The organism is Sphingobacterium spiritivorum (assembly GCF_016724845.1).
GTDB lineage: Bacteria > Bacteroidota > Bacteroidia > Sphingobacteriales > Sphingobacteriaceae > Sphingobacterium > Sphingobacterium spiritivorum_A.
Genome location: NZ_CP068082.1, coordinates 408,826 through 430,479, shown reverse-complemented (window position 1 = coordinate 430,479; position 21,654 = coordinate 408,826). Strand labels below are relative to the sequence as shown.

General features: G+C 43.6%; 5 protein-coding genes. 2 read left to right on the top strand and 3 right to left on the bottom strand.

Annotated elements, in window-relative coordinates:
• Nucleotides 1–130: 130 nt before the first annotated feature.
• The 3 genes from I6J03_RS01805 to I6J03_RS01795 form a co-directional block, all read right to left on the bottom strand.
• The gene (locus I6J03_RS01805; protein ID WP_003010923.1) at nucleotides 131–1,603 is read right to left on the bottom strand and encodes an efflux transporter outer membrane subunit; all 1,473 of its coding nucleotides are present in this window, start codon (nucleotides 1,601–1,603) and stop codon (nucleotides 131–133) included.
• Nucleotide 1,604: 1 nt separating this feature from the next.
• On the bottom strand, nucleotides 1,605–4,757 hold the full coding sequence (locus I6J03_RS01800) for an efflux RND transporter permease subunit (protein ID WP_003010924.1): 3,153 nt from the start codon (nucleotides 4,755–4,757) through the stop codon (nucleotides 1,605–1,607).
• An 81-nt stretch (nucleotides 4,758–4,838) separates the two neighbouring features.
• Nucleotides 4,839–6,014: an efflux RND transporter periplasmic adaptor subunit gene (locus tag I6J03_RS01795; RefSeq protein ID WP_003010926.1), complete on the bottom strand. Its 1,176-nt coding sequence runs from the start codon at nucleotides 6,012–6,014 to the stop codon at nucleotides 4,839–4,841.
• 705 nt (nucleotides 6,015–6,719) lie between these two features.
• On the opposite strand from I6J03_RS01795, the gene I6J03_RS01790 reads away from it, so the two are divergent.
• Complete coding sequence (locus I6J03_RS01790; protein ID WP_201694107.1) at nucleotides 6,720–20,588, top strand: Ig-like domain-containing protein; 13,869 nt, start codon at nucleotides 6,720–6,722, stop codon at nucleotides 20,586–20,588.
• A gap of 47 nt (nucleotides 20,589–20,635) precedes the next feature.
• Nucleotides 20,636–21,649 carry a PorP/SprF family type IX secretion system membrane protein gene (locus I6J03_RS01785; protein WP_003010932.1) on the top strand — a complete coding sequence of 338 codons (1,014 nt, stop codon included), beginning with the start codon at nucleotides 20,636–20,638 and terminating at the stop codon, nucleotides 21,647–21,649.
• The last annotated feature ends 5 nt before the right edge of the window (nucleotides 21,650–21,654 follow it).

Here is a 21,654-nt window from a genome sequence, read left to right as displayed (position 1 = left end):
GCGATCCAGGTTAAGGATGAGATATGCACTATTCCGTTCCTTTATAGAGCCTTCGGGCTTGAATAGTTTGTCTGTCATCTTCAGACGGACAAACTATTGTATCTTATATTTTACAGGTAGCATAAGATGACTATTCTTTCCATCCTCCACCTAAAGAGCGATACAGATCCACATAAGACTCAAGATGTTTTTGCCTTAATTCTACAAGATCCAGTTCACTTGTAAGGGCGTTGCTTTGAGCGGTGATCACCTCCAGATAGGTGGCATAACCACTCCGGAACAGTAGTCCCGCATTTCGAACAGCCAGTTCTGAATTAGATACTCTCTTTTTTGCAAACTCCAGTTGCTCCCGTTGTTTTTCTACGGTGATGATGGAGTTGGAAACTTCACTTACAGCCTCCACTACTGTTTGCTGCAGTACTAATTCTGCCTTTTCACGTTCCAGTTTTGCCACTTCATAATTTGTCTTTAGCGTCCTGTTCTTAAAGATAGGAGCTGTGAGATCTCCGCTTATACCGCCAAGCAAGGCACCGGGTATATTGAACCAGTTTTTTGGTAGCATTGAATTTACACCCAATGATCCGCCAATGGATAATGCCGGGTATCGCATGGCCTGTTGTACATTGGTATGTGCATTGGCAGAGATCAGTTGAAATTCTGCACTCCGTATATCCGGTCGGTTCCGAACAATTTCCAATGGTGATCCCAGAGATATTTCCTGATTTTCAGCAATCAGATGTTCAAAACTCTGACCTCTCTGAATCCGGTCAGGCATCTGCCCTGTGAGGGTACGCAAGGCGTTTTCCTGAACAGCGATTTCTTTTTCCAGTTCAGGCACCAGTGATGCGGCCACCAACCGTTGGGATTCTGTCTGTTGTATCGCTAAAGCGGTGATCTCTCCGGCTTCGTATTGCAATCTGATCATACGTAGCGTACTGTCATTGAGCTGTACATTACGTTTGGCAACTCTGATCTTATCATCCAGCATCAACAGGTTGAAATAACCTTTGGCTATGCTGGAAATCAGATTGGTCTGTATGGCATTTTTAGCTTCATAAGTGTCCAGATATTGAGCCAGCAGCTGATCTTGCTGACTGGATATTTTTCCCCAGATATCAAGTTCCCAGCTGAATCGTACTTCTGTACCAAACTGAGATAAATAAACAAACATGTCATCCGGTGCATCTTTTTGCTTCTTGTCGTACCATCGGGAGGAGGGACCACTTCCAAAATCAGAAGAGCGCCATTGCCTGTTTGCATTTGCAAGAGTGGCTTCTACCGAAGGCAAATAATTCGCCTTGTTCTGAATCATTTGACGGTTAGCAATACGGGTATTGATCAGTGCGGTTTTCATGTCAAAATTATTGATCAGTGCGCTGTCAATCAGGGCTAGTAAAGTCGAATCATGGAAAAATTCCCTCCACGGAATACGGCTTATGGTCGTCGTATCGCCAAAATAATCTAAGGTGTCACTGCGGTATTGTTCCGGCAGATTCAAGTCCGGCCGCGTATATTTTTCTCCTATTTTACAGCTTTGTACAACAAATAAAGTTGTGAATAGCAACAGGATCAACGTAAAGCTATATCTGTTTTTATTTATCATATCAGTCTTGAGATTTTAATTTATTGCGGACTTTTTCATCCAGTGTTTTGAACACAATAAAGAGTACGGGGATTATAAAAATGCCGAGTAACACACCGAAAAGCATACCGCCGGCTGCACTGAAGCTGATGGAGTGGTTACCTATCGCAGAAGGACCTACCGTCCACATCAGCGGAACGAGACCGGCAATGAAGGCTAGTGAAGTCATCAGGATAGGGCGAAGTCTCATCTGCGCCCCGGTCAGTGCCGCTTCTACTATACTCAATCCTCTGTCCCGTTGCTGTACCGCAAATTCGATAATCAGGATGGCATTCTTGGCCAGCAATCCGATCAGCATAATGAGACCTACCTGTACATAGATATTATTTTCAAGTCCCACCATCATAATCGTTCCGTATACACCCACAAGTCCGACAGGGACAGACAGCAGTACAGCCCACGGAAGGATATAGCTTTCGTATTGAGCAGCCAGTAGAAAATAGACAAAAAGTATGCTCAGTGCAAAGATCAGTATGGTCTGCGAGCCGGATTGACTCTCTTCAAAACTCATACCCGTCCACTCAAATCCATAGTTGACCGGCAGTTTGTCATCAGCCAGTTTCTGTATTGCTTTCATCGCATCACCTGTACTGTATCCCTTGGCTGGAGTAGCATTTACTGCGATCGCATTGTAAAGATTATATCGGGTAATGGTTTCCGGACCGACTACTTTTTCCAGGGTAAGAATGGTGCTTACAGGTACCATCTCTCCGTTTTTATTGCGGACAAAGATGGAATTGAACGATTCCGGATCTTTACGATAATCCATATCTGCCTGTACATATACCCGGTATTGTCTTCCGAACCGACTGAAATCTCCGGCTTGTACCCGTGCAAAATAGGCGCGGATTGTCGTCATGAGTTGCTTGATGTCCACACCCAGAGTTTTGGCTTTCACCGCATCAATATTCACTTCATACTGTGGAAAATTGGCTTTGAAAGCCGTATAGGCATTTTCAATTTCGGGAAGTTCATTGATCTCGTTGATAAAGGTATCGGCAATTGTATTGAAGTCGCGGATATCCCCTCCCAGACGATCCTGAAGAACTAATTCTATACCTGCAAAATCACCGAAGCCCTGTACAGTCGGACGTGGAAAGACAGTGAATTTAGCTTCGTTGATCTGAGATAAATCCTTCCGTATCGTGTCCATAAATGCTTCGATATTATGTATCTTTTTACGTTCGGCGTGAGGTAGCATATTGATATATCCCGCTGCAAATGCAGGACTTGAACTTCCGTCCAGCACATTAAAACCTGATACGGTGGTCATCCCTTTGATGTCCTCTCTTTTTTTGAGAATACTGTCAGCCTGACGCAATACTTCAGTCGTACGGGTGAGTGAAGCTCCGGGAGGCATAGCCAAAGAATAAGTAATAAAACTATCGTCTTCTGTCGGGATGAAACTTTTCGGAGCACGAACCATTAAAAATATTCCTGCAGCAGTGATGAGTATTAATCCTCCCCATGCCAGTGGTTTGTGTTTTATCAGTTTTTTTACTCCCGAGATATATCGGTCTGTCAACCGTTCAAAAGACGTGTTGAAGGCGTGGAAAAAACGTTTTTTATATTTTGTGAATTTGCTGTCTCCGTCCTTGATACCGGTTTCTACAGCAGAGTGTTTGAGCAGTAAAGCACATAGGGCAGGGCTGAGTGTCAGGGCATTGAGCGCTGAAATCAGAATCGCTGTAGCCAGGGTGTAAGCAAACTGCCGGTAAAATATTCCGGCAGGACCTTCCATAAAACCTACAGGTAGAAATACGGCTGCCATCACCATGGTAATTGATAAAATCGCGCCGGTGATCTCCGACATAGTTGATAGAGTCGCTTCCCGGGCTTTGAGTCCTGTAGCATGCATCTTCTGGTGGATAGCTTCCACGACTACAATGGCATCATCGACCACAATACCGATTGCCAGTACCAGTGCAAACATCGTCAGTACATTGAGCGAAAAGCCGAAAAGCTGAAGAAAAAAGAAGGTACCTACCAAGGATACCGGTATCGCAATAGCCGGAATCAAAGTGGATCTGAAATCCTGTAAAAAGATAAAAACGATAATGAAAACCAGAATAAATGCTTCAAACAAGGTGTGCTTCACCTGACTGATCGATTCATCAATCTGGTCTCTTACGGCATAGGTAATTTCATATTTGATACCTTCAGGAAAGGATCTGGCCATTCCTTCCAGTGTCTTGCGTACAGCTATATCAATGTCATGTGCATTGGACCCGCTGGTCTGGGTCAGATTCAGTGTCAGTCCCGGATGACCGTTTACCTTGTTGTCACTTCCGAGATTAGTCGCTCCGAATTCTATGCGGGCTACATCCTTCAGGTAGAGAACAGATCCATCTTTGTTTGTTTTGATAACGATATTCTCAAATTCTTCGGGCTGCGTAAGCCGTCCTTTGTGACGGATTACTGTTTCGAATGCCTCGTCCGAAGTCTCTCCGAATTTGCCGGGAGCAATTTCAAAATTCTGGTCTTTAATAGCATCCATGACATCCTGCGGGACAAGCGTGTAGAGTGCCAGTTTCTCGGGATTAAGCCAGAGGCGCATGGAATAATCCCGTGCACCGACTCTGGATACCTGTGCTACACCATCCACACGCAACAGAGGACGCATCATATTGATCTGTGCATACGCCTGCAGAAATGTTTCATCATATACACTATCCTGATGATCCGAATAGAGGTTGATGGTCATAATGACTCCACTCTGTCGGGGCATAACGGTAATCCCTGCCTCGTTGACTTCAGCAGGGATAGAACTGATGGCCTTGGAAATCCGTGTTTGGACATTCACGGATGCTACATCGGGATTAGTGCCGGTCTTGAAAAATACCTGTACGGATCCCGAACCGGAATTAGAAGCTGAGGACTTGATGTAAGTCATATCTTCCACACCATTGATAGCTTCTTCAATGGGAAGCAATACACTCTTGGCGACAGTCTCTGAGTTGGCACCGGGATAACTCAGCGATACCACCACACTGGGTGGAGCAATCTCCGGAAAACGGGATACAGGTAATAGTTTCAATCCAACTAATCCCAGAATGACCAGCAAAATGGAAACCACTGTAGCGAGTACGGGCCTGTTGACAAATGTTTTCAGCATAAATTATATAGGGTATGGCAAATAATGTCCGATCCCCTGATACAAAGTATCGGGAGACGCGGGCATATGATAAAAAAATATTTAGTTATGTTGCGGTATTGGCATAATGGCAGAACCATCTGTGATCTTGTCAAATCCACTTAAAATCACACGGTCACCTTCTTCAAGACCATCAGATACGATGTAGTTGTCTTTACTTTTGCCTGCAATTTTGATGGTTTTTCTTTGCGCTTTATTTTGTTTGTCTATGACGTATACAAAAGTTTTGTCCTGTAATTCCTGTGTAGCGACCTGCGGGATCTGCAGTACATTTTTCTTTATTTCCGATATTTTGAGTGTACCCGTACTTCCTGTACGGAGAATATTATCCTGATTGGAGAAGGTCGCACGCAGGGAAATCGCTCCGGTAGTACGGTCTACCTGACCATTGACAGCATCTACTTTTCCTTTTTTAGGATAGGCTTCACCATCTGCAAGTACAAGGGTTACATCCGGAAATGTCAACCGATTATTGTTGTTGTATTTAACACCCGCAATACTATCCTCCCGGGCTTTGGCTTTGGAGAAATACAGAAAATCAGATTCGCTCATGGCAAAGTAAACATATACTTCCTGCACATCCGAAAGAACAGTGAGCGGATCGCTGTCTCCCTTAGAAACAAGATTTCCTATACGTTTTGGAATACGGCCGATATAGCCGCTTACAGGTGCTTCTATAATAGTGAAATTTTTACTGATCTGCGCGCTTCGTACTGCTGCAGAAGCCTGATCCAACGATGCTTTGGCTACATCATAGTCAGATTTTGCAGCATGTAACCTTACATCTGAAATAACATCATTCTGTACAAGAGGGCGGAGACGGTCAATTTCCAGCTGGGCATTTTCCAGTTTTGCCTTAGCTACATTAGCTGTAGCGATCATATTATTGAGTTGTTCCTGGTAAGTGGAGGCATCGATTTTGAAAAGTTTCTGACCTTTCTGAACAAAAGACCCTTCATCTGCGTAAATTTCCTGAAGGAGGCCTTCTACCTGGGGGCGGATTTCGACATTCACTTTTCCTTCAATGGTACCAAGATAATCTTTTACTGTACTTGCATTGCTTCTTATCACTTTGTAGACAGGAAGAGCCGTAGGCTTGTTTTTGTTCTCTTTTTCTTCTGATTTGCCTGATGTACAGTGTGTTAAAATGGAGGCTAATGCGAGTAAACCTAAACTAAATGTGGTAAATTTTAAATTAAACTTTCTTGATTTCTTCATTAATACTTTCGCTCTTATTTACGTAACTTTTCTATTACGGCATTGCTTTATGAACGCTAGAATGGAGCTTTTGATTTGCATTTAACAAAAATTAACATTTTAACTACTAAAGGATACAGGAAAATAAAACGATAGAATAGTTTATATATTGTGAAATAGTTAATAAAAAAGCAAAAAAGCCTTTTAGCGCCCGTTTAAATTCGCATATACAGCACAGAATTGTCCGGATATGTATCTAAAACCGGAAAAATCAGTTTTTTCAGGAATGCCGTTCAATTTCTACTACACATGAGCAGGGGAGAGAAACAGACTAATGGCGCAATGAGTCTAAAATATGCTTCTGTGATTTTGAGCATAAGATTTGTGAAAATTTAATTCTACCTGCTCTTGAAACAAGGGCGTCTTATCGACTTCTGGCTTAGTGTATATTTTACTAATCAAAAAGTATTATCCAAAAAGTTAAATTAACCGTATGTTTTTCAGCTGTTTGTTTTAAGTAACTAAAAGGTAAAATATTATTTTTTAAAAAATATTTACGTTTAATTATTTTATTAGATAACTTTGTGAGGAACAAAAAATGATATATATCACTTTTTTAGCTGAATCTTATCAATTTTTGTTTAATTGCTGATATCTATTTAAAACATTTATTACCTAAGAGTTTACAGCTTTCGACTGCTGTTTTAAATGAAAAGGAAATTGCTTATGAAACCGCAAACTAATTCTTTAGCCTTGCCAAAGAGGATTTGGCACCTTTGTATTCTATTGGCTTTGATTCTGATAAACGTTCCCGGTACGGGATCCGCTCAGACCCGGCAATATGCTACTGTCACTCCCTCTTCAGGAAAGAATGAGGCAACAATCTTATTAGGTGCAATAAGTGGGGGGTACTCACCAAGCAATTCAATAGTGGCTAGTGTAACAGATCCTGGGCTGGCGGCTGATGGAAATACAGGTACTCATTCAGTCTTGACAGCTTCGAATTTGACTATTCTTCTCGCTAGCTTTTCAGGCGAAGCCTGGTTGCAGATGAAATTTCCTTCACCCCTGGCAGCAGGTACAACTACCTATGTCAAAATAGATAAACCTACACCCGGAGGAGGTCTCAATCTGGATCTGGTAACAGGACTTGGAGGACTTCTCGGTCTTCTTCAGCAAAACGTAATTATTCCTGAGGTATATAGCGGAGCTACAAGTTCCAGCGACGGCACTATCATCAATAGTGCTTCTGTGGTTTCATCAATAGTACAGGATGCTGCCGGAAATATCTACATAGCTGTAAAATCTGCACAATCATACAATTCGGTCCGTGTCAAGTTAAGAAGTCAGAGTGCACTGTTGGGACTTTCCCTCGGCGCTTCACTCTCGCTGAATGTCTATGATGCATTTGCAGTGCCTTCGGCTACAGCCTGTGATCCTGCAACCTATACGGATGAAGGAAAAGTAACAGGAATAAATGTTCAGTTAGCGAATACAGTAAAAAATCCTACATATGCAATCGATGCAAATACTTCAAACTACTCAGAAATCAGTCTGGGAACATTGGCAGTAGGTGGATCAGCATCTCAGTCTGTTTATTTTCCTACTTTATCAGAGTCCAATTCCCGACTTAAAGTACGGATGCAGATAAATCCTACAGCATTAAATGTCAATCTGATTGGTGCCTATGGAGTACGTGCATACAACGGTAATACGCAGGTATTTGAGCAAGTAATCGGCAGCGGTTTGATCGGAGGCCTAGATGTATTGGGTCTGCTGAACAGTGGCGGAATTGTGACGGTCCCTTTTGATATTGCAGCGCAATATGACAGGGTAGAGCTGGTGCTGTTCTCGACGGTCAATCTAACCACCGGATCAGGAGTACGGCTATATGGTGTGTCGCGCACAAGTGCTGCATGTCCGGAGCCTCCTCCGACTGCAAGCCCTCTTTTTCAACCTGTATGTGCGAATACATCAATAGTTTCGATGTCCAATGTGGATGATGCACAAAATGCGGTAGACGCCAATTTTGATAGTTATGCAACCATTCGCTCTGATGCCGGTATCCTTGTAGGTTTAGGAAGCAGACAGGGACAACTGGAAGTAAGTTTTCCTTCTGCCGTACCTGTAGGAAAGACGGCTTATGTCCGTATAGACTATGATCAGGATGTATTGAAGTCGTTGCTGGCAGGTAGTATCGGAGAGCTGGTTGGCGGATTAGTAAACGGACTGGTTTTAGGTAATCATTATTTTGAAGTACAACTCAACAATGGCGGAGGAGCTCCGTTATTGTCTGCTTCCAGTGCCAATAGTTTCAGTGCAGCAGCCGGGAAAATCCGGATTGTTCAGGACAAAGCCGGAAGATATTACATCGCTATAAAATCAGATGTTCCTTACACCAATATTAAATTAATTGATCATACGGCTTCAGCATTAGGAGTTCTTGCTCCAAACAAATACCTGAATGTATACAGCGTATGCTATGATAACAGTTCTGCGATTTGCGACCCTGCATTTTCTACTTCTTACGAAGGAACAGGTATCACTTTAGGATTATTACAAATCGGAAATACCGGAGTGTTAGCTCCTGAATATGCTATCGATGATGATGTCAATACTTCTTCAAAAATTAATCTTGGGGCACTTGCGGTAGCAGGTTCTATGTCTCAGTATATCAATTTTAATTCATTAAGTGACCCCAACTCCGTATTCAAAATTAAACTGGCAATCAAAGCCAGTCAGACACTAAATGTGGATCTGCTGGGTGCTTATGAAGTCATTGCTTACAATGGGAGCATGGAAGTATACCGCAGATCATTAGGTGGCGGATTGCTGAACGGTACAAATGTATTGGGTATTCTTGGCGGCGGCCAGCCGGGTACATTGACCTTTGCTCCGGGCAAGGCCTTTGATCGCATTGAGATCCGGGTAAACAGTGTGGTAAATGTGAGCGCATTCCAGTCTTCATTAGAAGTCTATGATGTGAAACGATTTGGCCCTGCAGGTTCTGCCTGTCCGGACCCTGACTTCACATTGCCTGCTGCAACGGCTACGCCTTTTGAGATTCCGGCTTGTGATGCTGCTGTGGTCGCATGGGAACATGCAGACTATCCGAATCTGGCTGCGGATGGAAATAACGAATCATTCGCAACATTGACTGCAAGTAACGGACAGTTACTGGGAATAGGTGCTTATAACGGTTTCCTTGAATATGAATTCCCTACCGCTCTTCCTGCAAATAAGACTACATATGTCCGTATCGATATGGATGGTGATCTGCTGGGTCGTTTGCTGAGCGGAACATTAGGAACACTTGTCAATAATGTGGGCGGATTGCTGCTTGGACAACACTATTTTTCTATAGATGCCAAAACTGCTCAAACTGGAGGTACAACAGTACTGACAGGTTCCAGCCAGGCGGGATTCACGGATGTAAATGGTGGAGATCTCCGCATTGTACAGGATAATGCCGGTCGTTATTACATTGCCATTACCCCAAATGCAGCTTATAAAAATATCCGTATTACGGAGCATTTCCCTGCATTAGCCGGACTGACACAAAATGTCGCTTCGATGAAAATCTTTGAAGCATGTCATGAAATCGGTGTGAATAACTGTCTTCCCGCTCAATTTACATCATTTGACCAGTCCGGACTTTCATTAGGATTGCTGAATGGTGCTGGAGTCAATAATGCAGACCATGCTATCAGTCCAAGTTCATCTGATTATTCTGAAATCTCAACAGGAACTGCTGCTGTAGCTGCACAGGTAGCACAGCGTATATATTTCAATAAGTTATCTACTGCAGGTGATAGCCTGAAAGTTCGGTTACAACTTGATCCTTCAAGTCTGGCATCAGTAGATTTGTTGGGCAGATATCAGATCCGTACGTATAACGGAAGTGCCGTTGCAGAGACATTTACACTGCAACAGGGACTGATCAATAACCTGAACTTATTAAATCTGTTCCGTTCAGGAGGTATACAGACACTTATATACAGAACAACATTACCATATGACAGGGTAGATATCATCGTGGGATCTACACTCAATGTAGCATTGACTCCTTCTGTACGACTTTATGAAGTAAAACGTATCGGTCAGGGATGCCCGACCACGACTACTCCTTCACCATTTGAAAATCCGGTATGTATATCTTCTGTAATCGATGCCGGCAATGCAGATGACATCAACAATTTATTTGATAATGACTTTGACAGCTATGCTACCCTGAAATCCGGGGCAGGTCTGTTATTAGGTCTGGGTAATAAATATGAAGGTTTTGTTGAATTAGGTTTCGGTCAGAAAATTGCAGCCAATAAAACGGCATATATACGTATTGACTTTGATCAGGCTTTACTGAATAATCTACTGGGAGGAAGTATTGGCGGAACACTGGCCAGTGTGGTGAATAATCTGGTATTAGGAAACCACTACTTCTCTGTACAGGTCAAGGATGGTGCTTCAGTAATTCTTCAGGGAGGAAGTAATAATAATTTCAATAATAACAACGACCGGATCCGGATTGTACAGGATAAATTAGGCCGCTATTATATCGCTGTCACACCATCTGCACAATACGATGCTATCCGTATCACAGATCATACCAACTCTGCATTAGGTTTATTGGCACAACCGAATTCAATGAATGTATATGGTGCATGTGTCGATAATCCATTAACAGATTGTCAGCCTGTGTTTACCACCTCTTATGATGCAAGAGGACTGGCATTGACAGCTCTTGGTCTGGCCGGATCCGGCGTGACAAATCCTGACCATGCAATCAATATCAATACAACCGATTATTCAGAAGTAAGTCTGGGCAATGTTGCTGTCGGTACTTCTGTGAAACAATACTTTGATTTCCGTAAGCTGGCCTTACCAAGTGAAGTTATTAATCTGACTTTGCAATATGGAAGCGGTGCATTAGATGCAAATCTTATAGGAGGTATAGAAATTATCGCTTACAATGGAGTAACTCCGGTTGCGACATTAGATGTACAAAGTCAGCTGATCAACGGACTGAATGTACTGGGTATTTTAAATAACGGAGCTAAAGGTGTTATTCCTTTTGCGCCGGGAGTCGCTTACGACAGAATCAGTGTCGGTCTGAGAGGAGTATTGAACGTAAGTGCACTGCCAGCTCTCAGAGTGTATGCAGTAGAGAAAGACTGTAATACACCAATGTTCAAAACATGGAAATCATTTAAAGTCAGTAATGATCCAGCTATTACAACAGTAAAAGGCGGAGAAGAAGTTGAATATACCATACATGTCCGCAATACAGGAAATGTAGCACTTAATGATTACATCGTTACGGATGCTATCCCTGCAAATACGGTTTATGTCGCCGGATCTGCCGACGCTTCCGGTGGTTCACTTGCTTCCGGTGTAGTGACATTCAGCAATGTGGATATTGCTGCAGGCGCTACTGCTACCCTCACTTTCAAAGTAACGGTAAATGCAGATCTGACAGGTGTGGCAGCTATTAACAATGTCGCATTAGTGAAGAAAGATGCTGCTGATCCGGGTAAGGAGACCTTCCCTCCGGCAGCAGGTAATCCGAATGAACCGGATGAAACAGCCGGTACAGGAACAAAAATACCTGTTACACCAATAGCATCTGCTGTATCCTGGAAAGCATACAAAGTCAATACAGATGCAAGTATCACGGCAGTCAAAGGCGGAGAGCAGGTAGAGTATGCTATCTATGTCCGAAATAATGGTAATCAGGTACTGAATAATGTTCAGATCAGTGATGTATTGCCTGCCGGAGTCACTTATGTGTCGGGAGGTTCACAGGCAAGCGGTACAGTTTCATTTGTGATTCCTACATTAGCAGTAGGAGCGACCAACGGGCCGTTGACATTTACCGTATCAGTCAATCAAAACCTGAGCGGTATCAGTAAAATAACCAATATCGCTACAGTAAAAAGTAATGAAAATAATGTACCGGCAGAGAGCTTCCCTCCGGTAAATAATGCTAACCCGACTGAGCCGAATACCGGTGCAGGACCAGGAACTTCTCTGGATGTAACTCCTGTGAACAATCTTGTGTCTTGGAAAGCATATAAAGTAAATAATGATGCAACGTTCACCAGTGTAAAAGGTGGTGAAGATGTACAGTACACCATCTATGTACGCAATGACGGAAACCAGAATGCAACAGGTGTTCTTGTCAGTGATGTATTGCCTGCAGGATTGACACATAAAAACGGGGGTACGTTTACAGGTGGTACCGTCAACTTCGCGCCATTAGATATTCCGGTAGGGCAGGTACGGTCTGTATCCTTTATAGCTACTGTCATTAAAGATCTGACTAACATCGCACAGATTAACAATATTGCGTTAGCAAAACTCAACCCTGCTGACCCGGGTGTACAATCACATCCACCAATCAATAATAGTGATCCGTTGACCGGAGGTCCGGACATCACGCAGACAGGAACCGTGATTGCGGTGACTCCTGCAAATGATGTTGATTTTGCATTGCTGGGCTTGAGTAATAACACGACCAGTACAAGTAAAGCTGTCGAAGGCGACGTAATTACTTATACATTAACGGTAAAAAATACAGGAAATGCAGCCCTCACAAATGTGACGATTACAGCTCCTATTCCTACACATACTACATATGAAACCGGAACAATAACCGGTGGAGGTACAGTAGCTGGAAATGAAGCAACTTTTGTGATTCCTTCATTAGCCGTAGATCAAACACTGACCTTTAGCTATAAAGTGTTGGTAGGCGCAATTCCTCCGGGAGTAGATAAGATCACAAATACTTCGGTCGTGAGCTTTGCAAATGAAATTTCCGGACAACCAAATAAAACTAAACAAGCATTGTCTGAACTACAGACAAACTGTACACCTGTAGTTGCAGCTGATATCACACTGGCTCCGACTTCAGGAACAATATGTCTGGGTGATGAAGTGGAAATAACGGCATCAACAGCGTTAAATATTCCAAATGCAGTATATCTGTGGTACACCAATCCTGCATTGACAGGTACACCACTTGTAGGGCCTGTTCAGAGATTAAGCCCTGCTGTGACAACTACTTATTATGTAGTAGTGTCAGGAGATGGATTCTGTTTCAATACTCCGGCAAAAGAAATTGAGATTTCGGTATTGAATCTTCCTCCTATTCCTACGATCAGCATCACTGGTTCTGCCGCAATATGTGAAGGTACAGGTTCGACTGTGTTGACAGCAACATCTGCCGGAGCATCTTCATACCAATGGTATAAAGACGGAACATTATTGCAGACTACCAATACCAATACATTAACGGTTAATGCAGGTGGACTTTACACAGTAAAAGCATTCAATGATGTCAATGCTACAGGTTGTAGCAGTGAAGTCTCCGCTGCTGTAGAGGTGACTGTCACTCCGAGACCGGCACAGCCTACTATCACTGCGCCTACTGCGCCGGCATGTGAAGGATCTATTATTGAATTGACTTCAAGTGCAACTACGGGTAATCAGTGGTACAAAGACGGTGTATTGCTGACAGAAAATAATAACGGAACTACTGTTCCGGTAACAGGACAGAAAATCTTTGTATCTACCGGTGGATTATATACCGTTAAAGTGACAGATCAGCTGACCGGATGTGAAAGTCTGGAATCTGCTCCTGTTACTATTGTAATAAACCCACTTCCGGTAATTACATTAACCGGAGAAACCAGAATCACGACAGCAGTCAATGTAGCGGTAACCCTTCCGACGGTTACAACTTCACCTGCTACAGGAGTGACTGTAAAATGGTATGATCAGGCAGGTGTGGAAACCACTAATCTGAATCCGTCATTTGCTGCGCCGGGTGTATATACCTACACAGTAGTCGCACAGAATGATGCAACAGGATGTACCTCATCACAATCTGTTCTTATACAGGTGTATGATGCAGACAGCTGTCCTCCTCAACTGGTACGTGTGTATGCAAATGCACAGTCTTCCGGAAGTATTATTACAGGAGGAGTGAGCGATGGTGCCAATGCTGTAGACGGAAATCCTAAAACATACTCAACGATCACTACCGGATTAGGATTGTTAGGAATTGGTACAACATGGCAAAATGTAAACTTTGATCAGGTCGTACCTGCAGGTACTCCTGTTACTATTAAATTAGGTAAAGAGTACAGCTTACTATCTGTTGCAAGCGGTCTGTCTGTTGTCGGACTGGATGCAAACGGTAATGATATCGGAACACTTAAATCCGTACAGGGAGGACTTCTGGATTTGCTTGTTGCAGACAATGTTGTAGAGTATACATTTGTACCTGCAAGTGGATCAGGGCCGAAAGCTTACAAAGGCGTACGTATTGTGCAGGGAGCATTGCTGAGTCTGGCGCAGAATGCAAAAATATATCATGCATATTATACAAAAACCGGTGCTGTAGATTGTGCTCCGATCGATAACCAGACAAACAGCAATATTTTAGATGTGCTTTATGGCGTGCAGGATATAGGTCTGGGTGTAGCAAGTGCAACAGCAAGTGTGATAGACCCATGGCTAGCTGTGGATAATGATCTGAATACTGCTGCGCAAATCAACAGAGGTGCTGCGGTATTGAATGTGGCAAGTCTGACTCCTGTATTCAAGTCACAGACGATGCCTACAGATTCATTGCGTATTATTATTGAAGATTCGGGCAACGCACTTCTTAATCTGAGCTTACTTTCAGGTTTTGAGATCCAGCGTTACTTGGGCACTGCGAAAGTCGGTCCTACCTTGGATAACAATGCTGATATTCTGAAACTGAAATTATTGAGCTTCTCCGCTAATAAGAAAAAGTTAATGATGGCACCATTCGATCAACCATTTGATCGTGTGCAGATCTCTTATGGAGATGTCGTAAATGTGAACCTGGGTAATCAGATCAAGGTATATGATGTCAGTATCATACCTACGATAGATTACGGAAATACGCCTGGCACTACATTGGAAATATGTCAGGGAGATAATCTGACGATCAAGAAACAGGATGATTGTACAGTCTATGCTGTGTACGATGTAAATGGCAATCTGCTGACTACTTCAGATCAGCTGAACTTTACAATTCCTGCTACGACAACTGCAGGCGTGCATAAATATTTTATACAGGCTGTAAGACAAGGTTGTGAAATAGGTCCAAGACAAGAGATTGAAGTCCTGATCAACCCGCTGCCGGTCGTGCAGACACTTAACATCAACGGACAGGCTCGTTCGGGTAATGAAATCAGTCTGTCTCCAGGTAAAACTGCAACATTTGAATTGACTGTAGATGATGCGACAGCAACATTCCAGTGGCAGGAGTTAATCGGAGGAACATGGACTGCTATAGCAGGTCAGGCGACTTCTACATTAGTGAGAACAGTTCCTTTGGTAGCAGCAGGTACACGCTATGAGTTCCGTGCATTAATTAGCAGCACAAAAGGTTGTGATATTATATCTCCTGTGGCAGCTCTTGTCGTAGCTCCTCAGCAAGTAGATTATACAAAATCAAAATTAGAAATAGTTAAAAACAACGCTATAGCAAACGGCACAGATGTAAATACACTTCGTGCAACTATAGTAGATGAATTTGATAACCCGATTGCAGCTACAGCAGTAGACTTTAGTTATACAAGTCTGGTCACAGGCAGTATAGTAACTACTCAACTGAATACAGATGCATCAGGTATCGCATTACTGGATATTACCAGTACGAAAATTGGTGATGTAGCTGTTGCAGCGACTGTTGCCGCTACAGCCATCAGTGCTAGTCCGCAGACAGTTACATTCGTAGCCGGACCTGTAGATTATGGTAAATCTAAACTGATTATTATCAAAGACGGCGCTATTGCCAATGGTGTAGATAAGAATATTCTGGAAGCTACTATCGTGGATGCATTTGATAATCCGATTGCAGCAGCTACAGTAGACTTTGGATATACAGATCTGGTAGACGGTCAGGTGAAAGCGGTGAATATCGTGACTGATGCTTTAGGCAAATCTGTACTGGAACTGACCAGCACGAAAATCGGTGCTATCGATGTGAGTGCTTTAGTGGCCGGTACAGCAATCAGTGGCAGTCCGCAGACCGTTACCTTCGTAGCCGGACCTGTAGATTATGGTAAATCGAAATTAGTTATTATTAAGGATGGCGCTACAGCCAATGGCGTAGATAAGAATATTCTGGAAGCTACGATCGTGGATGCATTTGAGAATCCGATTGCAGGAGCTACAGTAGACTTCGGATATACAGATCTGACAGATGGTTTAGCGAAGACAGTCAATATAGCAACAGCTGCTAACGGCAAATCCGTTCTGGAACTGACCAGTACGAAGATTGGCGCAGTGACTGTCAGTGCAGGTGTAGCCGGCACAGCGATCAGTGGCAGTCCGCAGACGGTTACATTCGTAGCCGGACCTGTTGACTATGGTAAATCGAAACTGGTTATTATCAAAGACGGCGCTACCGCCAATGGCGTAGATAAGAATATCCTGGAAGCTACTATCGTAGATGCATTTGATAACCCGATTTCAGGAGCTACAGTAGACTTCGGATATACAGATCTGACAGACGGTTTAGCGAAGACTGCGAATATCGTAACAGATGCTTCAGGTAAATCAATTCTGGAACTGACCAGTACGAAGATTGGTGCTGTGACTGTCAGTGCAGGTGTAGCCGGCACAGCAATCAGTGGCAGTCCGCAGACCGTTACTTTCGTAGCCGGACCTGTAGATTATGGTAAATCGAAATTAGTTATTATTAAGGATGGCGCTACAGCCAATGGCGTAGATAAGAATATTCTGGAAGCTACGATCGTGGATGCATTTGAGAATCCGATTGCAGGAGCTACAGTAGACTTCGGATATACAGATCTGACAGATGGTTTAGCGAAGACAGTCAATATAGCAACAGCTGCTAACGGCAAATCCGTTCTGGAACTGACCAGTACGAAGATTGGCGCAGTGACTGTCAGTGCAGGTGTAGCCGGCACAGCGATCAGTGGCAGTCCGCAGACGGTTACATTCGTAGCCGGACCTGTTGACTATGGTAAATCGAAACTGGTTATTATCAAAGACGGCGCTACCGCCAATGGCGTAGATAAGAATATCCTGGAAGCTACTATCGTAGATGCATTTGATAACCCGATTTCAGGAGCTACAGTAGACTTCGGATATACAGATCTGACAGACGGTTTAGCGAAGACTGCGAATATCGTAACAGATGCTTCAGGTAAATCAATTCTGGAACTGACCAGTACGAAGATTGGTGCTGTGACTGTCAGTGCAGGTGTAGCCGGCACAGCAATCAGCGGAAGTCCGCAGACGGTTACCTTCGTAGCCGGACCGGTAGACTATGACAAATCTAATCTGGCGGTGACCAAAGATGGTGCGATTGCAAATGGTATAGATTACAACGAATTCACAGCAACTATCGTAGATGCATTCGTCAATCCTATCGCAAATACAAGTGTAGTATTCAGCATCACTAACCCTGATGGTACTACAGCAACACAAACGATTACTACAGATGCAAATGGCAAGTCCGTTGTTCAGTTGACATCTACCAAAGCAGGAACCGTAGCGGTGGATGCTCAGGTAGCGAACCGTTCAATTGCAAACAGTCCGGCTAATGCTCAATTTGTAGCAGGGCCTGTTGACTATGGTAAATCGAAACTGGTTATTATTAAAGACGGAGCTACAGCCAATGGCGTAGATAAGAATATCCTGGAAGCTACTATCGTAGATGCATTTGATAACCCGATTGCAGGAGCTACAGTAGACTTCGGATATACAGATCTGACAGACGGTTTAGCGAAGACTGCGAATATCGTAACAGATGCTTCAGGTAAATCAATTCTGGAACTGACCAGTACGAAGATTGGTGCTGTAACTGTCGGTGCAGGTGTAGCCGGCACAGCAATCAGCGGAAGTCCACAGACGGTTACCTTCGTAGCCGGACCGGTAGACTATGACAAATCTACTCTGACTGTAACCAAAGACGGTGCGATAGCAAATGGTACGGATTACAACGAATTCACCGCAACAATCGTAGATGCATTCGTCAATCCTATCGCAAATACAAGTGTAGTATTCAGCATCACTAACCCTGATGGTACTACAGCAATACAAACGATTACTACGGATGCAAATGGCAAGTCCGTTGTTCAGGTAACATCTACCAAAGCAGGAACCGTAACGGTGGATGCTCAGGTAGCTAACCGTTCTATAGCGAACAGCCCTGCCAGAGCAACCTTCGTAGCTGGTCCGGTAGACTATGACAAATCTAATCTGGCGGTAACCAAAGATGGAGCTATTGCAAATGGTACGGATTACAACGAATTCACTGCAACAATAGTGGATGCATTCGTCAATCCTATAGCAAATACAACAGTAGTATTCAGCGTCATTAACCCTGATGGAACTACAGCAACACAGACGATTACTACAGATGCAAACGGCAAATCCGTAGCCAGAGTGACGTCTACTAAAACAGGAACTGTAACGGTGGATGCACAGGTGGCTAACCGTTCTATTGCGAATAGCCCTGCAAGTGCTCAATTCGTAGCCGGTCCGGTAGATTACAGTAAATCTAATCTGGCTGTAACGAAAGACAATGCTATCGCTAATGGTACGGATTACAACGAATTCACCGCGACAATCGTGGATGCATTCAGCAATCCTATAACTAATATTGCAGTAGCATTCGGCATCACCAATCCCGATGGAACTACAGCGACACAGACGATTACTACAGATGCAAACGGTAAATCCGTAGCTAGAGTAACATCTACTAAAGCAGGAACCGTAACTGTAGATGCGCAGGTGGCTAACCGCTCTATAGCAAACAGCCCAGCCAGAGCAACATTTGTCATTGCTAATCATATCAGTGTTACTAAAGTTGCAGATCAGGCAAGAGTGAAAGCCGGTACAAGCACCAGCTTTACAATCACCCTGACAAACGATGGTCCTGAGACCTTAGCCGCTGGCAAAGTGATCAGTCTGACAGAACGTCCAGGCGCAGGAGTAACTATTACAGGTTATGCAGTGGCCAGCGGTAATGCAACAGTGACCGGAACAGGTAATACGGCTAAAGTAACCGCAAACGGAACGATAGCAGTAGGAGGAACAATTGTCGTAAAAGTAACTGCGAATATTGCAGCAGATGCACCGGCTACTGTTACAAATGGTATCACCGTATGGGGACCTGACAAGGATCCGGGTACAGACCCTGAGGATGATAAAGATGATACAGATCCGATTCCTGTAGACCATGAATACAAATTGAGTATTACTAAAGTTGCGGATCAGGCAAGAGTGAAAGCAGGTACAAGTACAAGCTTTACACTTACCATTACAAACAATGGTCCGGCAATTATCAGCACAGGAAAAGTGCTCAGTCTGACTGAGCGTCCAGGTGCAGGACTAACCATCACCGGTTACAGTGTGGCGAGTGGTTCTGCAACAATAGCAGGTACAGCTAATACCGCGAAACTGACTACGACTGCAAATATTGCGGTAGGTGCTACAATAGTAGTTAAAGTAACCGCAAATGTAGCTGCAGATGCTCCGGCAACTATCACCAACGGAATCACCGTCTGGGGTCCTGATAAAGATCCTGGAACGGATCCGGAAGATGATAAGGATGATACAGATCCGATTCCTGTAGATCGTGAAACTAAGCTTTCAATCACGAAGGTAACCGATGAAGCAAGAGTGAAAGCAGGAGAAGCGACGAGCTTTACACTAACGATCACTAATGATGGTCCTTCAGTAATGGAGACAGGAAAAGTGATCAGTCTGAGAGAGCGTCCGGGAGCAGGTGTGACAGTGACAGGTTACAGCATTATCAGCGGAACAGCAACTGTCAGCGGAACAGCCAACAGTGCAGCCGTAACAACGACAGCAGCAATACCGGTAGGAGGTAAGATCCTGGTTAAAGTTGCAGCAACAGTTTCTGATGATGCAGCCGCAACAATCACAAATGGTATTACCGTATGGGCTCCGGGTAAAAATCCGGATACCGATCCGGAAGATGATAAGGACGATACGGATCCGATCCCTGTAGACTTCCAGACCATCCAGGCGGTAGACGATGAAGCTGAAACAAAAGCTGCAAATGAAGTGAAAATAGAAGTACTGGCTAACGATCAGGTGACCAAGTGGGCAATTGATCCGGCAACAGTAGAAATCGTAACAACAGCAGCAGAAGGTACTACATCAGTGAATATAGACGGAACAGTCACTTATTTACCAAACAAAGTATTCGTAGGCGTGGATCAGTTTAGTTATCGTGTGAAAGATGTGAAAGGAAGATGGAGTAATGAGGCAGTGGTCAAAATCAATGTATTGTCAAATCCATTGATCGTACCAAATGTCATTACGCCGAATGGAGATAATATCAATGATAAGTTTGTTCTGAAAGGTATTGAAACCTACGATCGTGTAAGCCTGACAATCATCAACAGATGGGGTAATGAGGTCTATCGCAATGCAAACTATGACAACAATTGGGAAGGTCTTAATCTGAATGCAGGAACATACTTCTACATCATTGAGACGACCAAGAACGGTGTTAAAGAAGTAGTTAAAGGAGACGTATTAATTAAGAGAAACTAGAATCAGTAATAGACTAAATTGTATTATTTACTAAAAATAATAACAACATGAAATACGGAAAATATGCAGTGATAATAGTAGCAGGATTGCTGGGACTGACCAAGGTCAGTGCCCAGCAGAGTATCCAGTTTACGCAGTACATGTTCAATTCGATGAGTGTCAATCCTGCCTATGCAGGTTATAAGGAGGAGTGGTTTGCTCAGGTAGGTCTTCGTAGTCAGTGGACTGGTTGGAGCGGAGCGCCTAAGACGGGAACCGTTTCTATAGACGGAGTTCTGGATCCTTATTCAAAACGTCACGGTGTCGGATTCAATGTTACTGCTGATAAACTAGGCGCGCAGGCCGCTACATCTGCGTATGCCAATTATGCGTTTCGTCTCCAGTTGGATGATGAGGATACACAAAGACTGAGTCTTGGAGTGGCCGGGGGTGTAACACAATATAGCCTAGATGGAAATAAACTGGATGCAAACGATCCTAATGATCCCATTATCCCGGACGGCAAAATTTCAGACTGGGTACCGGATATCCGTTTAGGTGTTTATTATTATAATCCGAAATGGTATGCAGGCTTGTCTGTACAGGATCTTTTTAATGGCACGAATTCGGGTACAGATTATAGATTTAACCAGAATACATCTGAAAGCCTTTACCGTACTATCAGCGGATATTTTATTGCTGGAGCATTACTGGAATTGAGCAGGGGAGTGCATTTAAGACCCAGTATTTTGGTCAAGGAAGACTTTAAAGGACCGACCTCTCTGGATGTCAATGCCATGTTTGTATTCAATGGTAAATTTTGGATAGGAGCAGGATACCGCACACGAGCCCGTTTATTTAACAGACAGTATCAGGACAGATCGGTTGATAAGTTGAGTTCGATGAATGCCATTACAGGTATAGCACAGTTTTATGCCACAGACAGACTTCGTATCGGCTATTCTTATGATGCCATGATCAACAAATTGAGCGGAGTACAGAATGGCTCACATGAGATCACGCTTGGGATTACATTCGGACGCCGCGGGGCTACACAATACTTGAATCCTAGGTTCTTCTAAGCTAA

Bases quoted from the DNA above. Each gene is read 5' to 3' on its own strand.
- I6J03_RS01800 (WP_003010924.1), bottom strand. From the start codon at position 4,757: ATGCTGAAAACATTTGTCAACAGGCCCGTACTCGCTACAGTGGTTTCC.
- I6J03_RS01795 (WP_003010926.1), bottom strand. From the start codon at position 6,014: ATGAAGAAATCAAGAAAGTTTAATTTAAAATTTACCACATTTAGTTTA.
- I6J03_RS01805 (WP_003010923.1), bottom strand. From the start codon at position 1,603: ATGATAAATAAAAACAGATATAGCTTTACGTTGATCCTGTTGCTATTC.
- I6J03_RS01785 (WP_003010932.1), top strand. From the start codon at position 20,636: ATGAAATACGGAAAATATGCAGTGATAATAGTAGCAGGATTGCTGGGA.
- I6J03_RS01790 (WP_201694107.1), top strand. From the start codon at position 6,720: ATGAAACCGCAAACTAATTCTTTAGCCTTGCCAAAGAGGATTTGGCAC.